Below are 22704 nucleotides of genomic sequence, written 5' to 3' on the forward strand. Positions count from 1 at the left end.
TGGACGTGCGCGCCACGATGGGCCGGTGAGCCTGCCCGCGCACCCCACCCGGGGGATCCTGCACCCGGCCCGCCTGCCGACGTTCACGCGACTGCCCGCCCGGGCCGCGGTCGCGGACCTCGTGCGCTGGTTCTGGGTCCCCGAGTGGGACGTGGACCCGGGCCGCACCTCACGCCAGCACGTCGTGGGCTACCCGGGCTGCAACCTCGTCGTCGAATCGCGCGAGGGGGGTTTCGTCGGTTTCGCCGGCCCGACGACCCGCGCCTCGCACCAGGACCTCACCGGCCGCGGGTGGGCCGTCGGGGCGCTGCTGCAGCCCGCGGCCGTCCCGGCCTTCAGCGCCGACCCGGCAGCCGACCGCGACCGCTACCGCCGCCTCGACGAACCCGGCCTCGTGCGGGACGTGACCGCCGCGATGACCGCGGCGGGACCCGACCGCCTCGAGCGGGCCGTCGAGGTCCTCGCGGCGTTCGTCGCCGAGCGGGTGGGCCCGGTCGACGAGGACGCCCTGGCGGCCAACGCCTTCGTCGCCCTCGTCGAGGCCGACCCCGCGCTCGTCCGCGTCGAGGACGCGGCCGCGCGGCTGGCCCGGTCACCGCGCACGCTGCAACGGCTGGCGCAGCGGTTCGTCGGGCTGCCGCCGGCCGCCGTCGTGCGTCGGCGCCGGCTGCAGGAGGCCGCCGAACGCGTCCGCTGCGACCCGGGCGCGGACCTGGCCGGGATCGCCGCCGACCTGGGGTACGCCGACCACGGGCACCTGACGCGGGAGTTCCGCCGCGTCCTCGGCACCGCGCCCAGCGAGTACCGGCGGGCGACGCGCCAGGACTAGTCCTGCGCCGGCTCCTGCTCGCTCTCGGACCGGAAGAACCCGTCGACGACATCGAGCACGGCACCGGCGGTACCGGGGCGGGCCGTCCAGGGTTCGACCGGGGACAGGACCCCGAGGTCGACCAGGCGACGGACGACGGCGAGCGCCGCCGGCGCCTCGTCCCCCTCCTCGCTCTCCTCGAGGTAGCCGCGGAGCTCCCCGGCCGTCATCGGTTGCAGGACAGCGCTGGTGACGACGGACAGGGCCGCGACGATCGCGGCCGGCGAGGGACAGTCGGCCAGCACCCCGGTGACGAGCGAGGCCAGGAAGAAGGTGGCCAGCTGGTAGCGCCGGTCGGGGTCCTCCGCGTCCGGCAGGCTCGCCCGGCCGTCCTGCACGACGAGCACCCCGTCGGCGAGCAGGTCGAGCAGGAGGGCGACGGGGTCGACCTCCGGCACGTCCGCCAGGCGGGAGCGCAGCACCTCCACGACGGGGCTCTCGGGCAGTTCCGACCCGGCCAGGTCCACCCCGGCGGCCAGCTCGTCGACCGCCGCGAGGAACGCGGCGACCACGTCGAGGGAGCGCAGGTCCTCGAGCCGGTCGGTCAGCGGCACCGCCGCCTCGGCGGCCGTGAGCGCGTCCAGGACGCTGCCCTGGCCCGCGACCGCACCGGCGACGCCGCCGGAGGCCACGTCGAGGCAGTCGGCGAGCTCCTCGGGTTCACCGGCCCACTGCTCGGACTCGCCGAGGAACATCAGGTACGACGTCCACGCGAGGCGGGTCTCGTCGACGAGTTCCTGCGGGTCGAGGTCGTTGTGCTCGGCGACGGCCGGGACGATCTCGGTGAACAGCTCGGAGAGGTCGGCGGGGTCGAAGCGACGGGCGGCGGCCGGGACGAGGTCGGACTCCAGGCTCAGGACGAGCCAGCCGAGCGACTCCATGAGCCGGGCTTCGACGTCCTCCACCGGCAGCTCCAGGGAGAGCTCCCCCGCATCCGCCTCGGCGTCCTCGGCGCGCTCGGCCTCGAGGAACCGCCGGAACGGCACCTGCAGGTCGCCCAGGACGCGTCCGCCGGCCCGCAGCGGGGAGAGCTGGTTCCCGGCCGCGGGGTGACGCGCGGGGTGGCCACGGGGCTTCTTCTTCTTCGGCACCGTCCTGAGCGTAGACGGGCGGAGGGGCGAGGCGGGCAGGATGGTGTGGTGCGCGCGAGGTGGCCGGCCGGGGCCCTGCTCCTCCTGACGTCCTGCCTGACCTCGTGCTCGGGCGCCGCACCCACCGACGTCCCCCCGAGGAGCTCCCCGTCGAGCTCCCCGGCGAGCTCCCCGTCGAGCTCCCCGGCCAACACATCGGCGAGCCCGAGGGTGGTCCCGCCCCCGGCGGGTGCGGTGGCCGACTACCAGCTCGGCGGGGCGTACGAGCCGGCCGACGACGTCCGCGTCGTCGTGCGCGACCGGACGGCGGAGCCGGCTGCGGGGCTGTACTCGGTCTGCTACGTCAACGCGTTCCAGACCCAGCCGCAGGAGACCGGCGAGTGGCTGCGCGACCACCCGGACCTGCTGCTGCGCGTGGACGGCGACGTCGTGCAGGACCCGGGCTGGCCCGGGGAGTTCCTCCTCGACACGACGACCCCGGACAAGCGCGCGGCCCTGGCCGAGGTCGTGGGGGCGTGGATCGACGGCTGCGCGGACGCCGGGTTCCAGGCGGTCGAGGCCGACAACCTCGACTCCGCGACCCGCAGCGACGGTGTCCTGACGATGGCGGACGCCTACGCGTACTCGGCGCTGCTGTCGGCGCGGGCGCACGCGCGGGGCCTGGCCTACGCGCAGAAGAACGCGGCCGGGACGACGGCCGAGCAGGCCCGGGCGGCGGGTTTCGACTTCGCCGTCGCGGAGAGCTGCCAGGTGTACGCCGAGTGCGGCGACTACACGGACGTCCACGGCGACCGCGTCCTGGAGGTGGAGTACGCCGACGACGGCCGGGAACCGTTCGAGGAGGCGTGCGCGGCGCGCGGGGGCGAGGTGTCGGTGGTCTACCGCGACCGCGAGCTGTTGCCCCGCGGCGTGCCGGGGTACGAGTTCGACCACTGCTGACCCGGACGCGGGAGCACGACCGGGGACCGCGGCGGGGCGGTGCTCTCCCGCAGGACGAACTCGCTGGGCACGGGCCAGTCCGGCGCCTCGGGCAGCACCCCGAGGTCGTGCAGGAGCTGGCGCACGGCCCGGCGACCGATCTCGCGCAGGTCGTGGCGCACCGTGCTGAGCCGGGGCACGGCGACGTCGGCGTACTCGACGTCGTCGAAACCCACGACGCTGACGTCGTCGGGCACCCTGACCCCGGCGTCGGCGCACGCCCGCACGAAGCCGAGCGCGACCTGGTCGTTGGCCGCGACGACGGCCGTGACGTCCGGGTCGGTGCGCAGCAGGGCGGCGCCCGCGGAGAATCCGGAGGCGGCGCTCCAGTCGGTGGTGAGCGGTTCGACGACGTCGAGGCCGCGCTCGGTGAGGAACGTGCTCCACAGCTCCCGGCGCCGCCGGGCGGCGGCGCTGTCGGAGGGCCCTGCGAGGTGGCGCAGCTGCCGGTGCCCGAGGTCGGTGAGGTGGGTCATGGCGGCGAGCAGTCCGGGCGCGGGGTCGCTGTCGGCGGCGGGCTCCTCGGCGGACCCCTCGCCGTCCATGACGACGACGGGCAGCCCCGGCACCAGGGGCCGGGGCATCGCCTGCATGAGTTCCGTCTCGACCCCGAGGACGACCGCGTCGACGCCGGAGCCCACGAGCGAGGCCACGGCCTCGGACACGGCCGCCACCGTGGGGGCGCGCAGCGGGCACAGCGCCAGGGAGTAGCCCTGCCGGGCGACCTCCTCGGTCATGCCGTCGAGGGCGAGGACGGGCCCGTGGGCCGTGAGGGTCGAGGCGACGACGCCGATGGTGCGGTAGCTGCCGGTCGCCAGGGAGACGGCGGCCGGGTTGCGCCGGTAGCCCAGCGCCTCGAGCGCCTCCAGGACGCGTGCGCGGGTGGCGGCGTCGACGTGGGGACGGTCGTTGACGACGCGGGAGACCGTCTGGGCGGAGACCCCCGCGCGGCGCGCGACGTCGGCCATGCTCGCCGCCCGGTGGACGCGGTGCGGATTCACGCCCATTCACGCCGCCTGACCTGGGAGGGTTTGCCTGTTAGCGCCCACAAAGATAACGTCCGACGACGGTCAGGCCGAAGCAGGAGCGATTGCGCGATGGACTCGCACGACGAGCACGGACACGGTGCGGTGGGGTTCGCCGACCTGGCCACCCGAGCCAAGGTCGAGGGCGTGGTGCGGCTCGTCGTCGACGACACTCCCCTGGTCTGCCTCACCGAGGAGGCGTTCGACCGCCTCACCGGCCGCCGGCCGGACGTGCTCGACGACGCAACCGGTTCCCGCGCAGTGCGTCTGACGCCGCGCGAGGAGCAGGCACTGCGACTGGTCGGCACGGGCCTGACGGCCGCGGAGACCGCCGCCGTGCTCGGGGTGGCGGTCAACACGGTGAGCCAGCACCTCGTCGGGGCCCGGCGGAAGTACGGCGTCTCGAGCACGCGGGCGGCCGTGGAGCACGCCCGCCGCGACGGTTTGCTGTGATTTCGGCGTCCGTCGGCGAAACCGGCCGCGAATGCCTTTCATGATCTTTCCCAGCCGCTCTAGACAGGTGGGCACTAGACACGTCGGCAGGCTATCGGGGGTGCGCCCACGACACGGGTCCCAGGGTCCGGGGGCGCTCCGTGCCGCGGCGGCTGGCTCAGACGAGCCGTCGCTCCGAGTGGTTCAGTCGCGCCAGCAGGACCGTCGAGACGACGTCCCGCGAGGCGATCCCTCGGCGGACCCGGCGACCGTCCTCGGTCACCACCACCTCCGGGGACACCACCCCGATCTCGTGCAGCGCCCGGGCCGCCTCCCGCGGCAGGACCTGCCCCGGCCGCAGCGCGGCCAGCTCGGCCCGCGTCCCCTCCGGTAGCGCCTGCCACCAGCGCACCACCACGGGGTCCGGTTCCCTGCGCACGTACCCGGTGCCACCCCAGGCACCCACCTCCTCGCCGTCGGCCACTGCGTGTCCCTGCTCGTGCTCGTTCACCCCGGAAGCGTGCTGGACGAGTCCCGTTCCCGCACGCCGACCCGTTCGGGCGATCACGAGGGACGCCCCGGACGCCGAGGACAGGACGAGAGCCCCACGCCCCCGGAAGGAGCGTCGCATGCTGTCCGTGCTCATCGTGCTGCGCACGCTCGCCGTCGCCGGCGCCCTCGTGCTGCTCGTGCGACGGATGCGCCGCGAGACGACGGCCCGCGCCACCTGGCGGCACTACGTCACGGCCTTCGCGCTGCTGACCGGCGCCAGCACCCTGGAGACCGTCGTCGTGGTCGGCGGCAGCCGCGTCGGCAGCAGCGGCCTGTGGCTGGCGCTGCCCCTCCGGCTGGCCAGCACGGTGGCGAGCTTCCACCTCTACCGGGGCGTCGCGCTCTGGATGCAGCTGCGGGAGAAGTCCCGGCCCGCGGGCCGCGTGGACTGGCTCGTCGGGGTGAGCTGCATCCTCGGCCTGACCGGCGTCGTCAACGTCGTCGTCGAGGTCCCCGACGGCGTGGCCGGGCTGGCCGTCCAGCTGCGGTGGCTGCACGTGTGCTCCTTCGGGGTCCTGCTCGGGGCGCTCGTCGTCGCGGCGTGGCGGATGCCCCGCGCGATCCGCGGCCGCGCCCGGGCGGTGGGGCTCGCGGTGCTCCTCGTGCTCAGCACCCAGTTGCTCTACGTCTTCCTCGGACCGCGCACGGACGTCGTCGTGGCCGCCTGGGCCTCGTGGGTCGTGCTCGCCGCGACCTACGGCGCGCTGTCGCTGCTGCGGCCCAAGCAGATCGTGCGCGAGCACCCCTCCGCCGTCGCGGTGCCCGTCGCCAGTTCCGTCGGGCTGGTGCTGGGCCTGGCCGCCGTCGCGGGCGCCGGGCTGCACGTCGCCCCCACCCACTGGGCGCTGGGTTTCGGCACGGTGGCCATCGCCGGGTCCTCCGTCCGCCTCGTCCGGCTCGTGCGCGACCTCGCCGACCACGACCGCGCGCTGCGCCAGGCCGGGACCGACGACCTGACGGGGCTGGCCAACCGCCGCGAGTTCCTCCGCCGCCTCGGGCTGCAGTCCCGCACGGGCGAGGGGTTCGGCGTGCTCCTGCTGGACCTCGACCGGTTCAAGGAGGTCAACGACCAGCACGGGCACGCCGTCGGCGACGAACTGCTGGCCGCCACCGCCGTCCGGCTGGAGTCCGCCCTGCCCCCCGGCGCGGTCCTCGCCCGCCTCGGCGGGGACGAGTTCGCCGCCATCCTGCCCGGGTGCGGCACCGACGACGCGGTGTCGCGGGCCGAGGAGATGCTCGCCGCGATCGAGGTCGGCGCGAGCGTCGGCGTCGCCACCTCCACGGGCACGGACCCGTTGTCCGGCACCGAACTGCTGCGCCGCGCCGACGCCGCCATGTACGCCGCCAAGGCCTCGGGGCACGGGGTCGCCGTCCACGACGACGCCGCCGACCGCGCCTGGCGGCAGCGGCTGGCCCTGTCCGACGACCTGCACCTGGCCCTCGGCCCGGAGGCCGGGCCCGAGGCCGCCGAGCAGTTCGAGGTGCACTACCAGCCGCAGGTGTCGGCGACCGCCGGGGCCGATGCCGGCCGGGTGGTCGGGGTGGAGGCGCTGGTGCGCTGGCAGCACCCGCGCCTGGGGATGCTCGCGCCCGGTGCGTTCCTGGACGTGTTGGAGGAGCGGCGGCTCATGCCGGCGCTCACCGCCCTCGTCGCGCGCCGGGCCGTGGCCGACCTCACGCAGTGGCGGATGGCCGGGCACGACCTGCGCCTGTCGTTCAACCTGTCGAGCACTCACCTGTCCGACCCCGGGCTCCTGCCGCTGCTCGACGACCTCGTCGCGAGCGGGGCCGACCCCGCGCACGTCGTCGTCGAGGTCACCGAGACCTCCCTCATGCACGACCCCGACCGGGCGCTGGCGACGTGCCAGGACATCACCGCGCGCGGGTTCTCCCTGAGCATCGACGACTTCGGGACGGGCTACTCCTCGCTGGCCTACCTGGCGAACCTGCCGGCCGACGAGCTGAAGATCGACCGCACGTTCACCTCGCGCGCCCTGGCCGACGAGCGGATCGCCGCCATCGTGGCCGGGACCGTCGAGCTGGCCCACCACCTCGGCCTGCGCGTGGTCGCCGAGGGTGTGGAGGACCCCGCGACGCTGGACCTGCTGCACGAGCTCGGCTGCGACGAGTCCCAGGGGTACCTGCACAGCCGCCCCGTGCCGGCGGCCGAGTTCCTGCGCTGGCTGCAGGCCCGTGAGCGGGTCCCCGCCGCCCTCTGAGCCGGGCGACCGGCAGGATCAGCCTGCCGTCCGGCGTGCCAGCACCGAGTCCAGCGACGCGAGCTGCGCCTCCCCGGCCGTCGCGGCGACCTCCCGCGCCGCGCGGGCGGCGTCCCGGCCGGTGCGCGAGCGGCACCAGGCGAACCGCTCGTCCAGCGCCGCCGGGCTGACCTCGTCGGCCGGCAGGACGGGCCACCCCCAGGCCCGCGCCTGGGCGCTGACCTTGCCCCCGCCCCCGACGGGGTCGACGGCGACGCACGGCACGCCCGCCCGCAGCGCCAGGACGAGGCCGTGCAACCGCGTCGAGACGACGACGTCCAGCCGGGCGACGACGGCCGCCACGTGCTCGGCGCGGGCCGGCAGCCGCCAGTCGCGCGGGTCGAGCCGGGTCTCGAGCTCCAGCGTCGCGGCGTCCAGCCCGCCCAACCAGGTAGCGAGCCCGGCGGACACCTGCTCGTGCCGGCGGCGGTCGCCGTACTCGCCCTGGCCGTGGGTGAGGAACACCCCCACGACGGCGGCGTGCTCCACGGGCGGGCGGGCCGCGAGGTCGCGCTGCGGGACGACCCCGGCGGCGTCGCGGGGCACGACGGCGTCGAACCCGGCGACGGCCGGGTCGGAGGCGTCGAGGACGCTCACCCCGACGGCGAGCCGGCGCGAGTGCGCGAACCGGGTGTGGAACTCGCGCACGGGCTGCCCCGCCAGCGGTCCGCAGACCCAGACGGCGACGTCGACCCGGCGGGGATCGACGTCGTCGTACCGCTGGTCGCGCGGGCCCGCTCGGACGAGGGACATCGCCGGGCTCCACACGCTGACGACGTCGTGGCCCGCCGCCAGCAGGTGCTCCTCGACGGCCCGCGTCGCCAGCTCGTCCCCCGCGGTCGCTTCCCCGTGCAGCACGCTCGACCACCCCGCGAGGAGCACCCTCACGCGCTCTCCAGCAGGTCGTTCCGCTCCACGACGTCGAGGGCGAGCGTGCGGTACCCGACCTCGGAGAACAGGACGGTGACGCGGTCCTCCTCGTAGTGCATGACCTGTCCGCAACCCCACTCGGGGTGCTCGACGGTCGAGCCGACGGCGTAGGGCTCGTCGGTCGCGACGCGGTCGTGCGCCGTCCCCGCCCGGCAGCTGTCGCAGTTCCCGCACGGGGTGTCGAGCTGCTCGCCGAAGTAGCCGAGCAGGAACTGCCGGCGGCAGGCCGTCGTCTCGCAGAGCGACCGCATCATCTCCAACCGGGACCGCTCGACGCTGCGCTGCTGCAGGGAGACCTCGACGGCGGCCTCCGCCGCCGGCCCGGGACGCGGCGCGTCCGCCGGGACGACGAGGTTGCCCTCCGGGTCCTCGGCCAGGGCCCCGACCTCCGCCAGCAGGTTCAGCATCCCGGCCAGCCGCGTGGCGGTGACGCCGAGGTCGCGCCGGAACTGCGCCGGGTCGACGGGACCGTCGTGGGCCCGCAGAGCGGCGGCCGTCTCCCGCAGGGGTTCGACCTTGGCCACCCCTGAGGCGAAGAACGTCCGCAGGCCCAGGTCCTCGGGCCGGTAGAACAACGTCGCGACGGCGGGGTCGCCGTCGCGGGCCGCCCGCCCGATCTCCTGGTAGTAGCTGTCCGGCGAGTCCGGCACGGTGGCGTGCACGACGGCCCGTACGTCGGGTTTGTCGATGCCCATGCCGAACGCCGTCGTGGCGACGACGACGTCGAGGTCGCCCTCGACGAACCGCCGCTGGACGTCCTCGCGTTCGGCGCGCTTGCGGCCCGCGTGGTAGAAGTCCGCCCCCGGGACCTGCGCCGCGATCTCCTCGGCGTCCGCGCGCGTGGCCACGTAGACCAGGACGGGACCGCCGGCCGCGGCGACGGCGTCGAGGACACCTTGCCGCTGGGTCGCCGCGTCCGTGCAGTGCCGCACCCGCAGGTCGATCTCGGGGCGGTCGAAACCCTCCACGAGGACGAGGGCGTCCGGCGCGTCGAGCTGGACCAGCACCTCCGAGCGCACCTGCGGGCTCGCCGTGGCGGTGAGCGCGACGACGGGCGGCCGGCCCAGCTTGGCCCGGGCGGAACCGAGCCGCAGGTACTGCGGGCGGAAGTCGTGGCCCCAGGAACTCACGCAGTGCGCCTCGTCGACGACGAGCAACCGGGGTTCCAGGTCGGCCAGTTCGGCGAGCACCTCGTCGCGGGCGAGCTGCTCGGGGGCGAGGAACACGAACCGCGCGGCCCCGGACCGCAGTTCCTCGCGCGCCTCCTCCCACGCCGACGCCGTCATCGCGGAGTTCAGCATCACGGCGCCGCCGCGGCCGGAACCGCCGCCCACGATGGCGTCGACCTGGTCGCGCTGCAGCGCGATGAGCGGGGAGACCACGACGACCGGTCCCTCCAGCAGCAGCGCGGGTACCTGGTAAACAGCCGACTTCCCCGCCCCGGTCGGCATCACCGCGAGGACGTCGCGGCCGGCCAGGACGGCACGCATGGCCTCTTCCTGGCCCGGGCGCAACGACTCGTACCCGAACACCTCCTGCGCCGTGCGGAGCAGGTCGGCCGCACCCCCCGCGTGCCCGGTCATGGCGTGGGCATGCCGCCGTTGACGTTGAGGACCTCGCCCACCACGTAGCTCGACTCCGCCGAGGAGAGGAACACGTACGCCGGGGCGAGCTCGGCCGGCTGGCCGGCGCGACCCAGCGGCGTCGAGGTGCCGAACTCCGGCATCGCGTCGTCGGGCTGACCGCCGGCGACCTGCAGCGGCGTCCACACGGGCCCCGGGGCGACGACGTTGACCCGGATCCCCTTCGGCGCGAGCTGCTGGGCCAGTGCCTGCGACATGGCGATGATCGCGGACTTGGTCGTGGCGTAGTCGACGAGGTTCGGCGAGGGCTGGTAGCCCTGGATCGAGGACGTCGTCACGATCGTGGAGCCCGGCGGCAGGTGCGGGACGGCCTCCTGCACGAGCCAGAACAGCGAGTGCACGTTGGTGCGCATCGTCTCGTCGAACTGCTCGGACGTGATGTCGGCGACGTCCTCGGCGTGCTGCTGCTTGCCGGCCACGACGGCCAGCAGGTCCAGACCGCCGAGCTCGCGCACGGCCGTCGCGACGAGGGACCGCGTGAACTGCTCGTCGGTGAGGTCCCCCGGAGCCAGGACGGCCTTCCGGCCGGCCTGCTCGACGAGGTCGGCGACCTCCCGGGCGTCGGACTCCTCCTCGGGCAGGTACGAGAGCACGACGTCGGCACCCTCGCGGGCGACGGCGATGGCGGCGGCCCGGCCGATGCCGGAGTCGGCGCCCGTGACGAGGGCCTTGCGGCCGGTGAGGCGGCCGGTGCCGCGGTAGGTGGACTCGCCGTGGTCGGGGCGGGGCGAGAGCTCCGAGGCCAGGCCCGGCCCGTCCTGCGGCTGGGGGTCGAAACCTCCCTGGTGGTACCGGGTGACGGGGTTGCTGAAGGTGAACTGGTCGGTCACGACCTCACCGTAAGCAGCGTCCGCGGGGGCCGCGCGCGGGAGGCAGAATGGTCCCGTGCCGGAGCAGGACCGCAGGACCCGCGACCTCGTGGACGTCACGAGGATCTACTACGAACCCGCCGCCGCGGAACTCCCGCGCGGGCGGCAGGTGCTGGAGCGCTGGCCGGACGCCACGCGCGTCCCCGTCGAGAGCCACTGGCGCATCCCGGAACTGCACGGCGACGAGACGAACGTCGACCGGTGGGTGCGGATCAAGCGCGAGGCCCTCGTCCTGGGGATCAAGAAGTCGTTGCAGGCCCGGCCCAACGGCCGGTCCGCCGACTTCATCGCCCCCTCCACCTCGAACGGCTGCGCGATGGCGTGCGCCTACTGCTACGTCCCGCGCCGCAAGGGGTACAGCAACCCGATCACGGTGTTCGCGAACATCGAGCAGATCACCGGCTACCTCGCCCGGCACGTGGCCCGGCAGGGCGTGAAACCCGAGCCGAACCAGTGCGACCCCACCAGCTGGGTGTACGACCTGGGTGAGAACAGCGACTGCTCGGTCGACGCCGAGATCTCCGACAACGTGGACGACCTCGTCGCCCTGTTCCGCGGTCTGCCCACGGCGAAGGCGTCGTTCGCCACCAAGCACGTCAACCCGCGGCTGCTGACGCTGGACCCGCGGGGCCGGACCCGCGTCCGGTTCTCACTCATGCCGGCCCGCGTCGCCAAGCTGCTCGACATCCGCACGTCCCCGGTGCCCGAGCGGCTCGCCGCGCTCGACGACTTCGTCGCCGCCGGCTACGAGGTGCACGTCAACCTCTCCCCCGTCGTCGTGCACGAGGACTGGCTGCCGCTGTGGGCCGGGCTCCTCGACCAGCTCGGCGACGCGACGAGCGAGGCCACGAAGGCGCAGCTGCAGGCCGAGGTCATCTTCCTCACCCACGAGGAGAACCTGCACCGGGTGAACCTCGGCTGGCACCCCCGGGCCGAGGACCTGCTGTGGCGGCCGGCGATGCAGGAGACCAAGCGGTCGCAGTCCGGCGGGCTGAACGTCCGGTACCGCGCCGGCGACAAGGCCCGCTACGTCGCCCAGCTGCTCGACCTGATCACCGAGCGCGCTCCCTACCTGCGCGTGCGGTACGCCTTCTGAGGCCGCAGGCTCAGCTGGTGAGCGAGAAGGAGCTGGACCGCGAGGACGTCGAGCAGCGCTTCGGCGAGGCCGTCAACATGACGCCGAAGGAGCTGGAGGACTGGCTGGAGACCGAGGAGTCGAAGTCCGTCGGGGTGGGCGACGGGGAGTCGGTCGGGCACCGCTCGGGCCGCCGGATCGTGGAGGTCCTGCGGACGAAGAAGGCCGACCGCACCGACGACGACTACGAGCACATGCAGAAGGTCGCCGGGTACGTGGCACGGCACTCCAAGCAGCGCCCGAAGGGTGACGTAACGGACACGAAGTGGCGCTACTCCCTCATGAACTGGGGGAACGACCCGGAGAAGGCGTGACGCCCGCCGCGTTTGCCGCCGGGAGGCGGGGGTAGGCCCGTGGCATGAGCAGTGTCACCGAGAGCATCGACGTCCGCGTCCCGGTCCACACGGCCTACAACCAGTGGACCCAGTTCGAGTCGTTCCCCGAGTTCATGGGCGGGGTGGTCTCGATCACCCAGACCGACGCCACCCACACGCACTGGACGACGAAGGTCGCCGGTGTCGAGCGTGAGTTCGACGCCGAGATCACCGAGCAGCACCCCGACGAGCGCGTCGCGTGGAAGAGCGTCGACGGCAAGCAGCACGCCGGTGTCGTCACGTTCCACCGCCTCTCCGACGAGGAGACCCGCGTCACGGTCCAGCTGGACTGGGACACCGAGGGCCTCGTCGAGAAGGTCGGGGCGGCCGTCGGCGCGGACGACCGGCAGATCGGCAAGGACCTCGCCCGGTTCAAGGAGTTCATCGAGTCGCGCGGGGCCGAGACCGGCGCGTGGCGAGGGGACGTCACCCCGCCGAAGTGAGGAGTCCCGCGGTCACGACGGGCGGGGGTCACGGAGTTCTGGCACCGTGACCCCCGCCTGACCGAGACGCTCGAGCAGAGGGCGGCCACACCACCGGGACGAGAGGTCTCCTCCCCATGCGCATCCTCGGGATCAACGCCGTCTTCCACGACACCGCCGTCGCCCTCGTCGTCGACGGGGAGGTCGTCTTCGCCGCGGAGGAGGAACGCTTCAGCCGCCGCAAGCACGGCAAGCGGCCCGTCCCCTACGCCACCTGGGAACTGCCCGAACTCGGCATCGCGCACGCGCTGGAGGCCGCCGGGATCACCGCCGCCGACCTCGACCTCGTCGGGTACTCCTACGACCCGCGCCTGGTGCTGCCGACCTCCGAGCTCGACCTGGGCGATCCCGACGACGCCATCCGGACCCGCTACGTCGAACGCGCACCCGAGGCGATCGCGACCGCGCTGCCCGGGCTGGACCGCGGGAAGGTCCGCTTCGTCCCGCACCACGTCGCGCACGCCGCGTCCGCCGCCCTGGCCTCGCCGGAGGCCGCGCGCGCGGGCGGCTGCAGCGTCCTCACCGTCGACGGCCGCGGCGAGCGGATCTCTTCCCTCGCGGGCCGGTACCGCGGCGGCTCGCTGGAGGTGCTGCACGAGACGCGGTTGCCGCAGTCGCTGGGCTTCGTCTACGAGGACCTGACCCGGCACCTGGGGTTCACGCACTCCTCCGACGAGTACAAGGTCATGGCGCTGGCGTCCTACGGGAAACCCCGGTTCGCCGACGAGCTGGCCGAGTTCGTGCACGCCACGGGCGACGGGGGTTTCGTCGCCAAGGTCCCCGGCTTCACCCGCTGGGCCCCCCCGCTGGCCGACGGCGAGTCGTGGGACCCGCGCTCGGACTCCGGCCAGGCCGACCTCGCCGCCAGCGTGCAGGAAGTCCTCGAACGCACGCTCGTCGACGTCGCGCGCTGGCTGCACGAGCAGACCGGTGACCGGGTCCTGGCCATGGCCGGCGGGACGGCCCTGAACTGCGTGGCGAACTCCCGGATCTGGCGCGAGTCCGGTTTCGCGGAGGTGTTCGTGCAGCCCGCGGCCGGGGACAGCGGGACGGCCCTCGGGGCGGCGCTCCAGCTGTCCGCCGACGCCGGCGAACTCGTCACCCCACCGCAGCACGCGGACCTGGGCCGGGGCTGGAGCGATGAGGAACTCGCCCGCCGGCTCACCACGGCACGGCTGCCGTTCACCACCCCGGACGACCTCGCCGGCGAGGTCGCCGACGTCCTGGCCGCCGACGGCGTCGTCGCCTGGTTCGACGGCCGGGCCGAGTTCGGGCCGCGCGCCCTGGGTCACCGGTCCCTGCTGGCCCACCCGGGCCGCAAGGAGAACCTCGAGCGCCTCAACGACGTCAAGGGCAGGGAGCAGTTCCGTCCGGTGGCCCCGATGGTGCTCGCCGACCGGGCCGCGGAGATCTTCTCCGGCGGTCCCCTGCCCAGCCCGTACATGCTCTTCGTCCACGACGTGGCGCCGGCGTGGCGCGAGCGCATCCCCGCCGTCGTCCACGTGGACGGCACCGCCCGCATCCAGACCATCCACGAGGACCGCACCCCGCACGTCGCGGCCCTGCTGCGGGCGTTCGAGGAACGCACCGGGCTGCCCGTCGTCGTCAACACGAGCCTCAACACGGCGGGCCGGCCGATGGTCGACGACCCGCGCGACGCCATGGAGCTCTTCGGCTCCGCCCCCGTGGACGTCCTCGTCCTCGGGCCGCACCTCGTGCGCCGCAGCCAGTTCACGCAGGCACGATGAGCTCCTCGGTCGGGTTCTCGGTCGTCGTCCCCTCGATCGGCCGCCCGAGCCTGGGCGTCCTGCTGGGAACCCTCGTCGCGCAGGAGGGGCCGCGGCCGGACCTCGTCGTCGTGGTGGACGACCGGCCGGGTCGGCAAACCCCCGAGGACGCCTGCGAGGACGCCTGCGCCGCAGCGCGTGCGGCGGGGCTGACCGTCCGCCTCGTGCGCTCGGGCGGGCGCGGGCCGGCGGCCGCCCGGAACGCCGGGTGGCGGCGGGTGAGGAGCGACTGGGTCGCCTTCGTCGACGACGACGTGGAACTCCCGCCGGACTGGTCGACCCTGCTGACCGCGGACCTGGCCGCGGCGGGCGGGGACACCGGCGCCGTGCAGGGGCGGTTGCACGTCCCGCTCCCGTCCGACCGCCGCCCCACCGACTGGGAGCGCGGGACCGCCGGCCTCGCGGACGCGCTCTGGATCACCGCCGACATGGCCTACCGGCGCACGGCGCTGGAGCAGGTCTCCGGCTTCGACGAGCGGTTCCCCCGGGCGTTCCGGGAGGACGCCGACCTGGCCCTGCGGGTCACGGGCGCCGGGTGGCGGATCGTCCGCGGCGAGCACCTGGCCGTCCACCCCGTCCGGCCCGCGGGCGACCTGGCGAGCCTGCGCCAGCAGCGCGGCAACGCCGACGACGCGCTCATGACGGCCCTGCACGGCCGGGACTGGCGCCGGCGGGCGGAGTCGGCGCTCGGTCGCCTGCCCGGTCACGTCGCGACCACGACGGCCGGGCTCACCGCCGTGCTCGCGCTCCTGACCGGGCACCGGCGCACCGCTCTGGGCGCCGGGCTGGCGTGGGCGGGACTGACGGCCGAGTTCGCGTGGCGGCGCACCGCGCCCGGTCCGCGGGACGCCGCGGAGGTGCGCCGGATGCTCCTCACGAGCGCCGCCATCCCCCCGGCCGCCGTCTGGCACCGGCTGCGCGGGGAACTGGCCGTGCGCCGCCGCCCGCCCGCCGCCTGGCCACCGCCCGTCGCCGCGGTCCTGTTCGACCGCGACGGCACCCTGGTCCACGACGTCCCGTACAACGGCGACCCCGACCTCGTGAAACCGGTCGACGGGGCCCGGGAACTCCTCGACGAGCTGCGGCGCAGGGGGTTGCGCGTCGGGCTCGTCACCAACCAGTCCGGGGTGGCCCGCGGGCTGCTGACCCGTGCCCAGGTGGACGCCGTCAACGCCCGCGTCGCCGGGCTCCTCGGCCCGTTCGACACCGTCCAGGTCAGCGAGGACGGCCCGGACGCGCCGTCGCGCACCCGCAAACCCGAACCCGGCATGGTCCTCGACGCCGCCCGCGTGCTCGGCGTCCTGCCGGCCGCGTGCGTCGTCGTCGGTGACATCGGCGCCGACGTCGAGGCCGCGCTGTCGGCGGGCGCCCGCGCCGTCCTCGTGCCCACCGACGTGACCCGTCCCGAGGAGGTCGAGGCCGCCCCCGTCGTGGTGCGCGACCTGTCCGAGGTGCCCCTGTGAGCGGGCGGGCGAGGATCCTCGCCTGCCGCCTCGACAACGACGGCGACGTCCTGCTCACCGGTCCCGCGGTCCGGGCGCTGGCGGCGTCGGGCACGGTCGACCTGCTCGCGGCGCCGTCCGGAGCGGCGGCCGCCCGCCTGCTGCCGGGAGTGGCGGACGTCCTCGTCTTCGACGCCCCGTGGACGGGGTTCGCCCCACCCCCCGTCGACGCGGGCGCCGTCGACGACCTCATCGCGCGGGTGCGCGCGGGCGGGTACGACGAGGCCGTCGTCTTCACCAGCTTCCACCAGAGCCCGCTGCCCGCGGCCCTGCTCCTGCGCCTGGCCGGGGTCGCCCGCGTGAGCGCGGCCAGCGAGGACTTCCCCGGAGCGCTGCTCGACGTCCGCGTCCGCCGTGAGGAGGGCCCGGAGCGGCACGAGGTGGACGCGGCGTTGGCCCTCGTGCGCGCCGCCGGTCACGACCTGCCCGCCGGGGACGACGGGCGCCTGCGGGTGCGGGACGTCCCCGCTCCGCCGGCCGGTCTGCCCGGCCGGTTCGTCGTCGTCCACCCCGGGGCCTCGGTCCCGGCCCGCGCCCCGTCCCCGCAGCAGGCCGCCGACGTCGTGGAGGCGTTGCGGCGCAGCGGACGGCAGGTCGTCGTGACGGGCGGCCCGGGCGAACGCGACCTCACCGCGGCCGTCACCAGGGCGGGCGCGCACGACCTCGGCGGGCGCACCGACCTCGCCGGCCTCGCCGCCGTCCTCGCCGCGGCCGACGCCGTCGTGGTCGGGAACACCGGCCCGGCCCACCTCGCGGCGGCCGTCGGGACCCCCGTCGTCTCGCTCTTCTCCCCCGTCGTCCCGGCGACGCGACGCGGTGGGCGCCGCACGGCGTCCCGCACGTCGTGCTCGGGGACCAGGACGCGGCCTGCGCCGGGACCCGCGCCCGCACCTGTCCCGTCCCCGGGCACCCCTGCCTGACCTCGGTCACCGCCGACCGGGTCGTCGGCGCGGTGGACGCCCTCGCCCCCGAACTCCTGGAGGTGGTCCCGTGAGGATCCTCGCCTGGCACGTGCACGGTTCCTGGACGACGGCGCTCGTCCAGGGTCCGCACACCTACCTGCTCCCTGTGACCCCGGACCGCGGCCCCGACGGCCGCGGGCGCGCCCGCACCTGGGACTGGCCGGCGAACGCGGTCGAGGTCGCGGCGGACGACCTGCGGGACACGGCGTTCGACGTGGTGCTCCTGCAACGCCCCGAGGAGCTCGACCTGGTGCAGCGGTGGACCGGGCGCCGTCCCGGGCGCGACGTCCCGGCCGTGTACGTCGAGCACGACGCACCGCGCGGCGGGGCGAGCGACAGCGTCCACCCGCTGGCCGACCAGGACGCGGTCCCCGTCGTGCACGTCACGCAGTTCAACCGGACGTACTGGGACACCGGCCGCGCGCGGTCGCTCGTCCTGGACCACGGCGTCCTCGATCCCGGGTACCGCTACACGGGCGCTTCCGAGTCGGTGGCCGTCGTCGTCAACGACCCCGTGCGGCGGCACCGCGTCGCGGGCACCGACCTCGTCCTCGGCCTCGCCGCGGAACTGCCCGTCGCCGTGTACGGGATGGGCGTCGACCGCCTGCGGGGCGACGGGCTCGACCTGTTCGAGGACCTCCCGCAGGCGCGGATGCACGACCTGCTCCCCGCCCACCGGCTCTACTTCCACCCCTACCGGTGGACGAGCCTGGGGTTGTCGCTCATCGAGGCCATGCTGCTCGGGATGCCCGTCCTCGGGCTGCCCGCGACGGCCGCGCCCGAGGCGGTCCCGGCGGCCGCGGGCGTGCTGTCCAGCGATCCCGACGTCCTGCTCGCCACCGCCCGGCGCTGGCTGAGCGACCCCGAGGAGGCACGCACCCGCGGCCTGGCCGCCCGCGAACACGCCCTCGAACGCTTCGGGATTGACCGGTTCCTCGACGACCTGGACGCGATCCTCGCGTCGGTGGTGCAGGAGGTGACCGCCTGATGCGCATCGCGATGGTGAGCGAGCACGCCAGTCCCCTGGCCGTCCTCGGCGGCGTGGACGCCGGCGGGCAGAACGTGCACGTCGCCGCCCTGGCGGGGGCGCTGGCCGACCGCGGGCACGAGGTCGTCGTGCACACGCGCCGGGACGACCCCGACCTGCCCGACCGGGTGCTCCTGCGGCCGGGCGTCGAGGTCGTCCACGTCGACGCCGGACCCGCCGCGGCGGTGGCCAAGGACGACCTGCCGCCGTTCATGCCGGAGTTCTCGAACGTGCTGCGGGACAGCTGGTCCCGCGAACGGCCCGACGTCGTGCACGCGCACTTCTGGATGTCGGGGACGGCGACGCTGCCCGCGGCCCGCGCCCTCGGGATCCCCGTCGTCCAGACGTTCCACGCCCTGGGCAGCGTCAAGCGCCGGTACCAGGGGGCGCAGGACACCTCCCCTCCCGGCCGCCTCGCCGCCGAACGCCGCCTCGCCGACGAGGTCGACCTCGTGGTGGCGACGTGCCGCGACGAGGTCGCCGAACTGCGCGCCGCGGGTGCCGAACCCCGCCGGGTGAGCGTCGTGCCGTGCGGCGTCGACGTCGCGCGCTTCTCCCGCGCCCCCTCGACCGGTGCGCCCGCACGCCCGGTGCGGCTGGTGACGGTGGGGCGTCTGGTGCCGCGCAAGGGGATCGAGGCCGCCGTCCGCGCCCTGGAGTTCCTCCCCGACGCCGAGCTCGTCGTCGCGGGCGGCCCCGCGGCCCACGACCTCGACGGCGACCAGGAGGCCGTCCGGTTGCAGAAGGTCGCCGTCGACCTCGGCCTCACCGACCGCGTCCACCTCGTCGGCCGCGTCGCCCCGCACGACCTGCCGGAACTCCTCGCCGGGGCCCACGTCCTGCTCGCCACCCCCTGGTACGAACCGTTCGGCATCGCCGTCCTGGAGGCCATGGCCGCCGGGTTGCCGGTCGTCGCCACGGCCGTCGGCGGGATGCTCGACACCGTGCAGGACGGCGTGACGGGCCGGCTCGTGCCGGTCGACCCGCACGGCCGCGCCGACCCGCACGCCCTCGCCGCCGCCGTGGCCGACGTCCTGCGGACCCCGGGGACCGCCCGGCGGATGGGCGAGGCCGGACGGCGGGCCAGCGCCGAGCGCTACGCCTGGTCGCGCGTCGCCGCCGCGACGGAGGCCGCCTACGAGCAGGTCGTGGCCGGGACCACCACCCCCACCGCGCCCACGACGCACGCCTGGCTGCGCGGGCACGTCGCCGAGCTCACCGGCGTCCTGCGGGCGCTGGAGTCCGAGGCCGACCGCATCGACCGGTGGGGCGCCGACCTCGCGCACGTCGTGGACCGCGGTGGGCGCCTGCTCGTGGCCGGCAACGGCGGCAGCGCGGCGGAGGCGCAGCACCTGACCGCGGAACTCGTGGGCCGGTTCGTCGGGGAACGACGTCCGTTGTCGGCGATCGCCCTGCACGCCGAGACGTCCGCGGTCACGGCCATCGCGAACGACTACGGCGTCGAGGAGGTGTTCGCGCGGCAGGTGGAGGCGCACGGCCGCGCGGGCGACGTGCTGCTGCTCGTCTCGACGAGCGGGCGCAGCGCGAACCTCCTGCACGCGGCCGACCGCGCGCGGCGGGTGGGCATGACCGTCTGGGCGCTGACCTCCACGGGGGCGAACCCGTTGCGGTCCGCGGCGGACGACACCCTGGGCCTGCCCGGGCCGAGCACGTCGGCCGTCCAGGAGGGCCACCTCATGGCGGTCCACGCGCTGTGCGTGGCGGTCGAGGCGCACCTGCCGGCGCAGCGCGGGGTCCCGGCGTGACGCGACCCCCCGCACGGGTCCTCGTGGTCGGCGACGTCCTGCTCGACCGCGAGGTGCGCGGGTCCTCGACGCGGCTCGCCCCGGACGCCCCCGTCCCCGTCGTCGACGTCGCCGGGGTGCGCGAGTCCCCCGGCGGGGCCGCCCTCACGGCGGTCCTCGCGGCGCTGGACCCGGACGTGGCCGTCACCCTGGTCGCACCGCTGGCGGACGACGCCGCCGGCCGGCGGTTGCGGGCGCTGCTGCCCGGGGTCGCGGTGCACGCGCTCGGCCACGAGGGACCGACCCGGACCAAGACGCGCGTGCGCACCGACGGGGACCTGCTGGCCCGCCTCGACGAGGGCGGCCCCGGGACACCCGCCGCTGCAACGGGTCTGGACCTGCCGGGGGCAGACGTCGTCCTCGTCTCCGACTACGGGGCCGGCACGACGCGGGACCCCGCCGTGCGGGCGGCGCTGACGGACGCGGCGCGCCGCGTGCCCGTCGTGTGGGACCCGCACCCGCGCGGCGGTGACCCCGTCCCCGGGTGCGCACTCGTCACGCCCAACCTCGCCGAGGCCCGCGCCGCCCTCGGGGTGGACGTCGACCCCGCCGCGGCGGCGACCGCCCTGCGCGGCCGGTGGTCCGCGCGGGCCGTGTGCGTCACGACGGGCGCGGACGGTGCTTGGGCCGCCTCCGGTGGTACGTCGGCGGGCGGGGTGCTGCACCTGCCGGCGGTCCCGGCGGTGGGCGACCCGTGCGGGGCCGGCGACCGGTTCGCCGCGAGCTGCGCGCTCGAGGTGGCGCGCTCGGGATCGCTGACCGCGGCCCTGGACCGCGCGGTGCGCGACGCCTCGGCGTGGGTCGCGCAGGGCGGCTCGTCGGGGTTCTCGGTGCCGCCGGCTCCCCGGGCGCCGGAGCGCGGGAGCACCGCGCTCGACGTGGTCCGCCGCGTGCGGTCCGCGGGCGGGACCCTCGTGGCCACGGGGGGCTGCTTCGACGTCCTGCACGCCGGGCACGTGGGCTGTCTCGAGGCCGCCCGCGGTCTCGGGGACGCCCTCGTCGTGCTGCTGAACTCCGACGCCTCGGTGCGACGGCTCAAGGGCCCGCACCGCCCCGTGGTGCCGCAGGAGGACCGCGAACGCGTGCTGCGCGGGCTCGCCAGCGTCGACGCCGTCGTCGTCTTCGAGGAGGACGACCCGCGGGCGGAGCTGGCGGAGCTGCGCCCGGACGTCTGGGCCAAGGGCGGTGACTACGGGGACGACGGTGTGGACCTCCCCGAGGGGGACCTCGTCCTGGGCTGGGGCGGCCGGGTCGTCCTGCTCCCCTACCTGCAGGGCCGGTCGACGACACGGATCCTGAGCGGGAGCCGGTGAACGAGCTCCTGGTGCTGCGTGCCCTCGGGCTCGGGGACCTGCTCGCGGGGGTTCCCGCGCTGCGGGGGCTGCGGCGCCGGTTCCCGCGGCACCGCCTGGTCCTGGCGGCACCGCGCGCGGTCGGGGAGTTCCTCGCCCGGCGCGGCGTCGTCGACGAGGTCCTCGTGACGCACGACCTGGAACCGTTGCCGCACAGCACTCCTGGTCACCTCGCCGTCGACCTGCACGGCCGGGGGCACGCGAGCCGCGACGTCCTGGCCGCCACGGCCCCCGCGGACCTGCTGGGTTTCGCGACGGACGGGTACCCGGGGCCGGCGTGGGTGCGGCACGAGCACGAGGTCGCGCGCTGGTGCCGGCTCGTGGCGGCGTGGGGTGCGGACTGCGGCCCGGAGGACCTGCGGCTGCGGCCCCGCGGTCCGGTCGCCGACGGACCGGTGGTGGTGCACCCCGGGGCGGCGTTCCCCTCCCGCCGCTGGCCCGTCGAGCGGTGGGCCGCCGTCGTGCGGGCCCACGTCGCGGACGGCCTGCAGGTCGTCGTCACCGGGACCGCCGACGAGGCCGACCTCGGTCGGCACCTCGCGCGCGCCGGCGCGGTCGACCGGTGCGGCGCGTCGTCGCTGGAGGACCTCGCCGACCTCGTCGCGGGTGCTCGGCTCGTCCTGTCCGGGGACACCGGCACCGCCCACCTGGCGACCGCCTACGCCGTGCCCAGCGTCGTGCTGTTCGGGCCCACGCCGCCGGCGTGGTGGGGCCCCGCGATCGACCCGGACCGGCACGCGGTCCTGTGGCACGGCGACCCGGCCGCGCGGGACTACGTCGGCGACCCGCACGGCGCGGCGGTGGACCCCACGCTGGCGCGCACCGGGGTCGCCGAGGTGCTGGCGGCGAGCGAGGCCCTCCTGGGCACCTCGCTCAGCGCCTGACGACCTCGGCGACGACCTCCTCGGCGATGGCGCGGAGTTTGCGGTTCTCGTGCTGCGACCGCGTCGAGAGCATCGCGAACGCCCCGTCGGCGTCAACGCCGTGCCGGGCCATGAGGACGCCCTTGGCCTGCTCGATGACGGCCCGGGACTGCAGGGCGAGCTGCAGGTTGTCGGCGCGTTCCCCCGCCTCGGCCAGCGATGCCGCGTTGCCGAGGGCGACGGCGGCGAAGGCGGCGAACTGCTCCAGGGCGTGTTGCGCCTCGGCCGTCACCACCGGGTGCTCGGGCCGCCCGAAGCAGTAGACGTTGATGGACCCCTGACGCCGCTCGGGATCGGGCAGCCCGACGCTGACGACGCTGCGCACGCCGCGGCGGGCGGCCGTCGCGGAGAAGTCGGGGAAGGCGTCGTCGCGGGACGTGTCGTCGATGCGCAGGGTCGTTCCCGCCTGGGCTGCGACGACGCACGGGCCGTACCCCAGGGAGTACTGGCGTTCGTCGAGGTCGGCCGCGAGGTCCCCGTGGAAGGCCACCGTGACGGGTTTGCCGCGCCGCAACAGGGTGACGGACACGTCGTCCGCACCCGGGACGCTCTCGACGGCCAGGTCCGCCACACGCCGCAGCACCGCACCCAGCGGTTGGTCGGCGACGATGCGTCCCAACTGCACGAAGGCGGCCTCGAGACCTGACTGCACCGGACGTTCCTCCCAGCCCGACGGTCCGCCGTGTCCGGCGGGCCGGGTGGAGCGGAC

20 protein-coding genes and 1 pseudogene are annotated in these 22704 nt (G+C 75.5%); 14 read left to right on the forward strand and 7 right to left on the reverse strand.

All coding sequences use genetic code 11. From position 1 onward, the window contains the following. The first annotated feature begins 25 nt into the window (after positions 1-25). A complete protein-coding gene (locus ACFEMC_RS15160; protein ID WP_380170403.1) occupies positions 26-829 on the forward strand; it encodes a helix-turn-helix domain-containing protein in 804 nt (267 codons plus the stop codon). Here ACFEMC_RS15160 and ACFEMC_RS15165 read toward each other — a convergent pair. Continuing rightward, positions 826-1959, reverse strand: coding sequence for a hypothetical protein (locus tag ACFEMC_RS15165; RefSeq protein WP_380170404.1), 1134 nt, complete (start codon positions 1957-1959; stop codon positions 826-828). The two genes, ACFEMC_RS15160 and ACFEMC_RS15165, sit on opposite strands and share 4 nt — an antisense overlap. 210 nt (positions 1960-2169) lie before the next feature. Between ACFEMC_RS15165 and ACFEMC_RS15170 the strand changes: the two genes are divergently transcribed. Beyond that, a complete protein-coding gene (locus ACFEMC_RS15170) occupies positions 2170-2898 on the forward strand; it encodes an endo alpha-1,4 polygalactosaminidase (protein ID WP_380170405.1) in 729 nt (242 codons plus the stop codon). On the opposite strand, the gene ACFEMC_RS15175 is transcribed toward ACFEMC_RS15170, so the two are convergent. Then, on the reverse strand, positions 2838-3938 hold the full coding sequence (locus ACFEMC_RS15175) for a LacI family DNA-binding transcriptional regulator (protein WP_380170406.1): 1101 nt from the start codon (positions 3936-3938) through the stop codon (positions 2838-2840). The genes ACFEMC_RS15170 and ACFEMC_RS15175 overlap by 61 nt on opposite strands. Before the next feature lie 96 nt (positions 3939-4034). Here ACFEMC_RS15175 and ACFEMC_RS15180 point away from each other — a divergent pair, with 96 nt between their 5' ends. After that, positions 4035-4415 (forward strand): response regulator transcription factor, encoded by a 381-nt coding sequence (locus ACFEMC_RS15180; RefSeq protein ID WP_380170407.1) that lies wholly within the window; start codon positions 4035-4037, stop codon positions 4413-4415. 157 nt (positions 4416-4572) lie between these two features. Here the strand turns inward: ACFEMC_RS15180 and ACFEMC_RS15185 are convergent, their stop codons facing one another. Continuing rightward, entirely contained in the window at positions 4573-4905 is a 333-nt protein-coding gene (locus ACFEMC_RS15185) for a hypothetical protein (protein ID WP_380170408.1), read from the reverse strand. A 118-nt stretch (positions 4906-5023) separates the two neighbouring features. Between ACFEMC_RS15185 and ACFEMC_RS15190 the strand changes: the two genes are divergently transcribed. Beyond that, entirely contained in the window at positions 5024-7165 is a 2142-nt protein-coding gene (locus ACFEMC_RS15190) for a putative bifunctional diguanylate cyclase/phosphodiesterase (RefSeq protein WP_380170409.1), read from the forward strand. A gap of 18 nt (positions 7166-7183) precedes the next feature. Here the strand turns inward: ACFEMC_RS15190 and ACFEMC_RS15195 are convergent, their stop codons facing one another. Genes ACFEMC_RS15195 through ACFEMC_RS15205 form a run of 3 tightly spaced genes read right to left on the reverse strand, consistent with a single transcriptional unit; the run spans position 7184 to position 10607 of the window. Beyond that, complete coding sequence (locus tag ACFEMC_RS15195; protein WP_380170410.1) at positions 7184-8092, reverse strand: polysaccharide pyruvyl transferase family protein; 909 nt, start codon at positions 8090-8092, stop codon at positions 7184-7186. Further along, on the reverse strand, positions 8089-9717 hold the full coding sequence (locus ACFEMC_RS15200; protein ID WP_380170411.1) for a RecQ family ATP-dependent DNA helicase: 1629 nt from the start codon (positions 9715-9717) through the stop codon (positions 8089-8091). Before ACFEMC_RS15200 ends, ACFEMC_RS15195 begins: the two co-directional genes overlap by 4 nt. After that, entirely contained in the window at positions 9714-10607 is an 894-nt protein-coding gene (locus ACFEMC_RS15205) for an SDR family oxidoreductase (protein WP_380170412.1), read from the reverse strand. Before ACFEMC_RS15205 ends, ACFEMC_RS15200 begins: the two co-directional genes overlap by 4 nt. Before the next feature lie 55 nt (positions 10608-10662). Here ACFEMC_RS15205 and ACFEMC_RS15210 point away from each other — a divergent pair, with 55 nt between their 5' ends. The 10 genes and pseudogenes from ACFEMC_RS15210 (at position 10663) to ACFEMC_RS15255 (ending at position 21956) form a co-directional block, all read left to right on the forward strand. After that, a complete protein-coding gene (locus ACFEMC_RS15210) occupies positions 10663-11742 on the forward strand; it encodes a spore photoproduct lyase family protein (RefSeq protein ID WP_380170413.1) in 1080 nt (359 codons plus the stop codon). A gap of 17 nt (positions 11743-11759) precedes the next feature. Beyond that, positions 11760-12095, forward strand: coding sequence for a DUF3140 domain-containing protein (locus ACFEMC_RS15215; protein ID WP_380170414.1), 336 nt, complete (start codon positions 11760-11762; stop codon positions 12093-12095). 44 nt (positions 12096-12139) lie between these two features. Next, positions 12140-12598, forward strand: coding sequence for an SRPBCC family protein (locus tag ACFEMC_RS15220; protein WP_380170415.1), 459 nt, complete (start codon positions 12140-12142; stop codon positions 12596-12598). A gap of 116 nt (positions 12599-12714) precedes the next feature. Continuing rightward, entirely contained in the window at positions 12715-14385 is a 1671-nt protein-coding gene (locus ACFEMC_RS15225; protein WP_380170416.1) for a carbamoyltransferase, read from the forward strand. Continuing rightward, positions 14382-15887, forward strand: coding sequence for an HAD-IIIA family hydrolase (locus tag ACFEMC_RS15230; protein WP_380170417.1), 1506 nt, complete (start codon positions 14382-14384; stop codon positions 15885-15887). The genes ACFEMC_RS15225 and ACFEMC_RS15230 overlap by 4 nt, the downstream gene beginning before the upstream one ends. Beyond that, positions 15884-16920: pseudogene (locus tag ACFEMC_RS15235) on the forward strand (glycosyltransferase family 9 protein). The gene ACFEMC_RS15230 and the pseudogene ACFEMC_RS15235 overlap by 4 nt, the downstream one beginning before the upstream one ends. Next, positions 16917-17876, forward strand: coding sequence for a glycosyltransferase (locus ACFEMC_RS15240; RefSeq protein WP_380170418.1), 960 nt, complete (start codon positions 16917-16919; stop codon positions 17874-17876). The pseudogene ACFEMC_RS15235 and the gene ACFEMC_RS15240 overlap by 4 nt, the downstream one beginning before the upstream one ends. Continuing rightward, entirely contained in the window at positions 17876-19681 is a 1806-nt protein-coding gene (locus ACFEMC_RS15245) for a glycosyltransferase (RefSeq protein WP_380170419.1), read from the forward strand. Before ACFEMC_RS15240 ends, ACFEMC_RS15245 begins: the two co-directional genes overlap by 1 nt. Beyond that, positions 19678-21033, forward strand: a complete 1356-nt coding sequence (locus ACFEMC_RS15250) for a PfkB family carbohydrate kinase (RefSeq protein ID WP_380170420.1) — start codon at positions 19678-19680, stop codon at positions 21031-21033. Before ACFEMC_RS15245 ends, ACFEMC_RS15250 begins: the two co-directional genes overlap by 4 nt. Continuing rightward, on the forward strand, positions 21030-21956 hold the full coding sequence (locus tag ACFEMC_RS15255; RefSeq protein WP_380170421.1) for a glycosyltransferase family 9 protein: 927 nt from the start codon (positions 21030-21032) through the stop codon (positions 21954-21956). Before ACFEMC_RS15250 ends, ACFEMC_RS15255 begins: the two co-directional genes overlap by 4 nt. On the opposite strand, the gene ACFEMC_RS15260 is transcribed toward ACFEMC_RS15255, so the two are convergent. Further along, positions 21946-22647, reverse strand: a complete 702-nt coding sequence (locus ACFEMC_RS15260; protein ID WP_380170422.1) for a GAF and ANTAR domain-containing protein — start codon at positions 22645-22647, stop codon at positions 21946-21948. The genes ACFEMC_RS15255 and ACFEMC_RS15260 overlap by 11 nt on opposite strands. Positions 22648-22704 lie beyond the last annotated feature (57 nt).

The organism is Kineococcus sp. DHX-1 (assembly GCF_042473625.1).
Taxonomy (GTDB): Bacteria; Actinomycetota; Actinomycetes; order Actinomycetales; family Kineococcaceae; genus Kineococcus.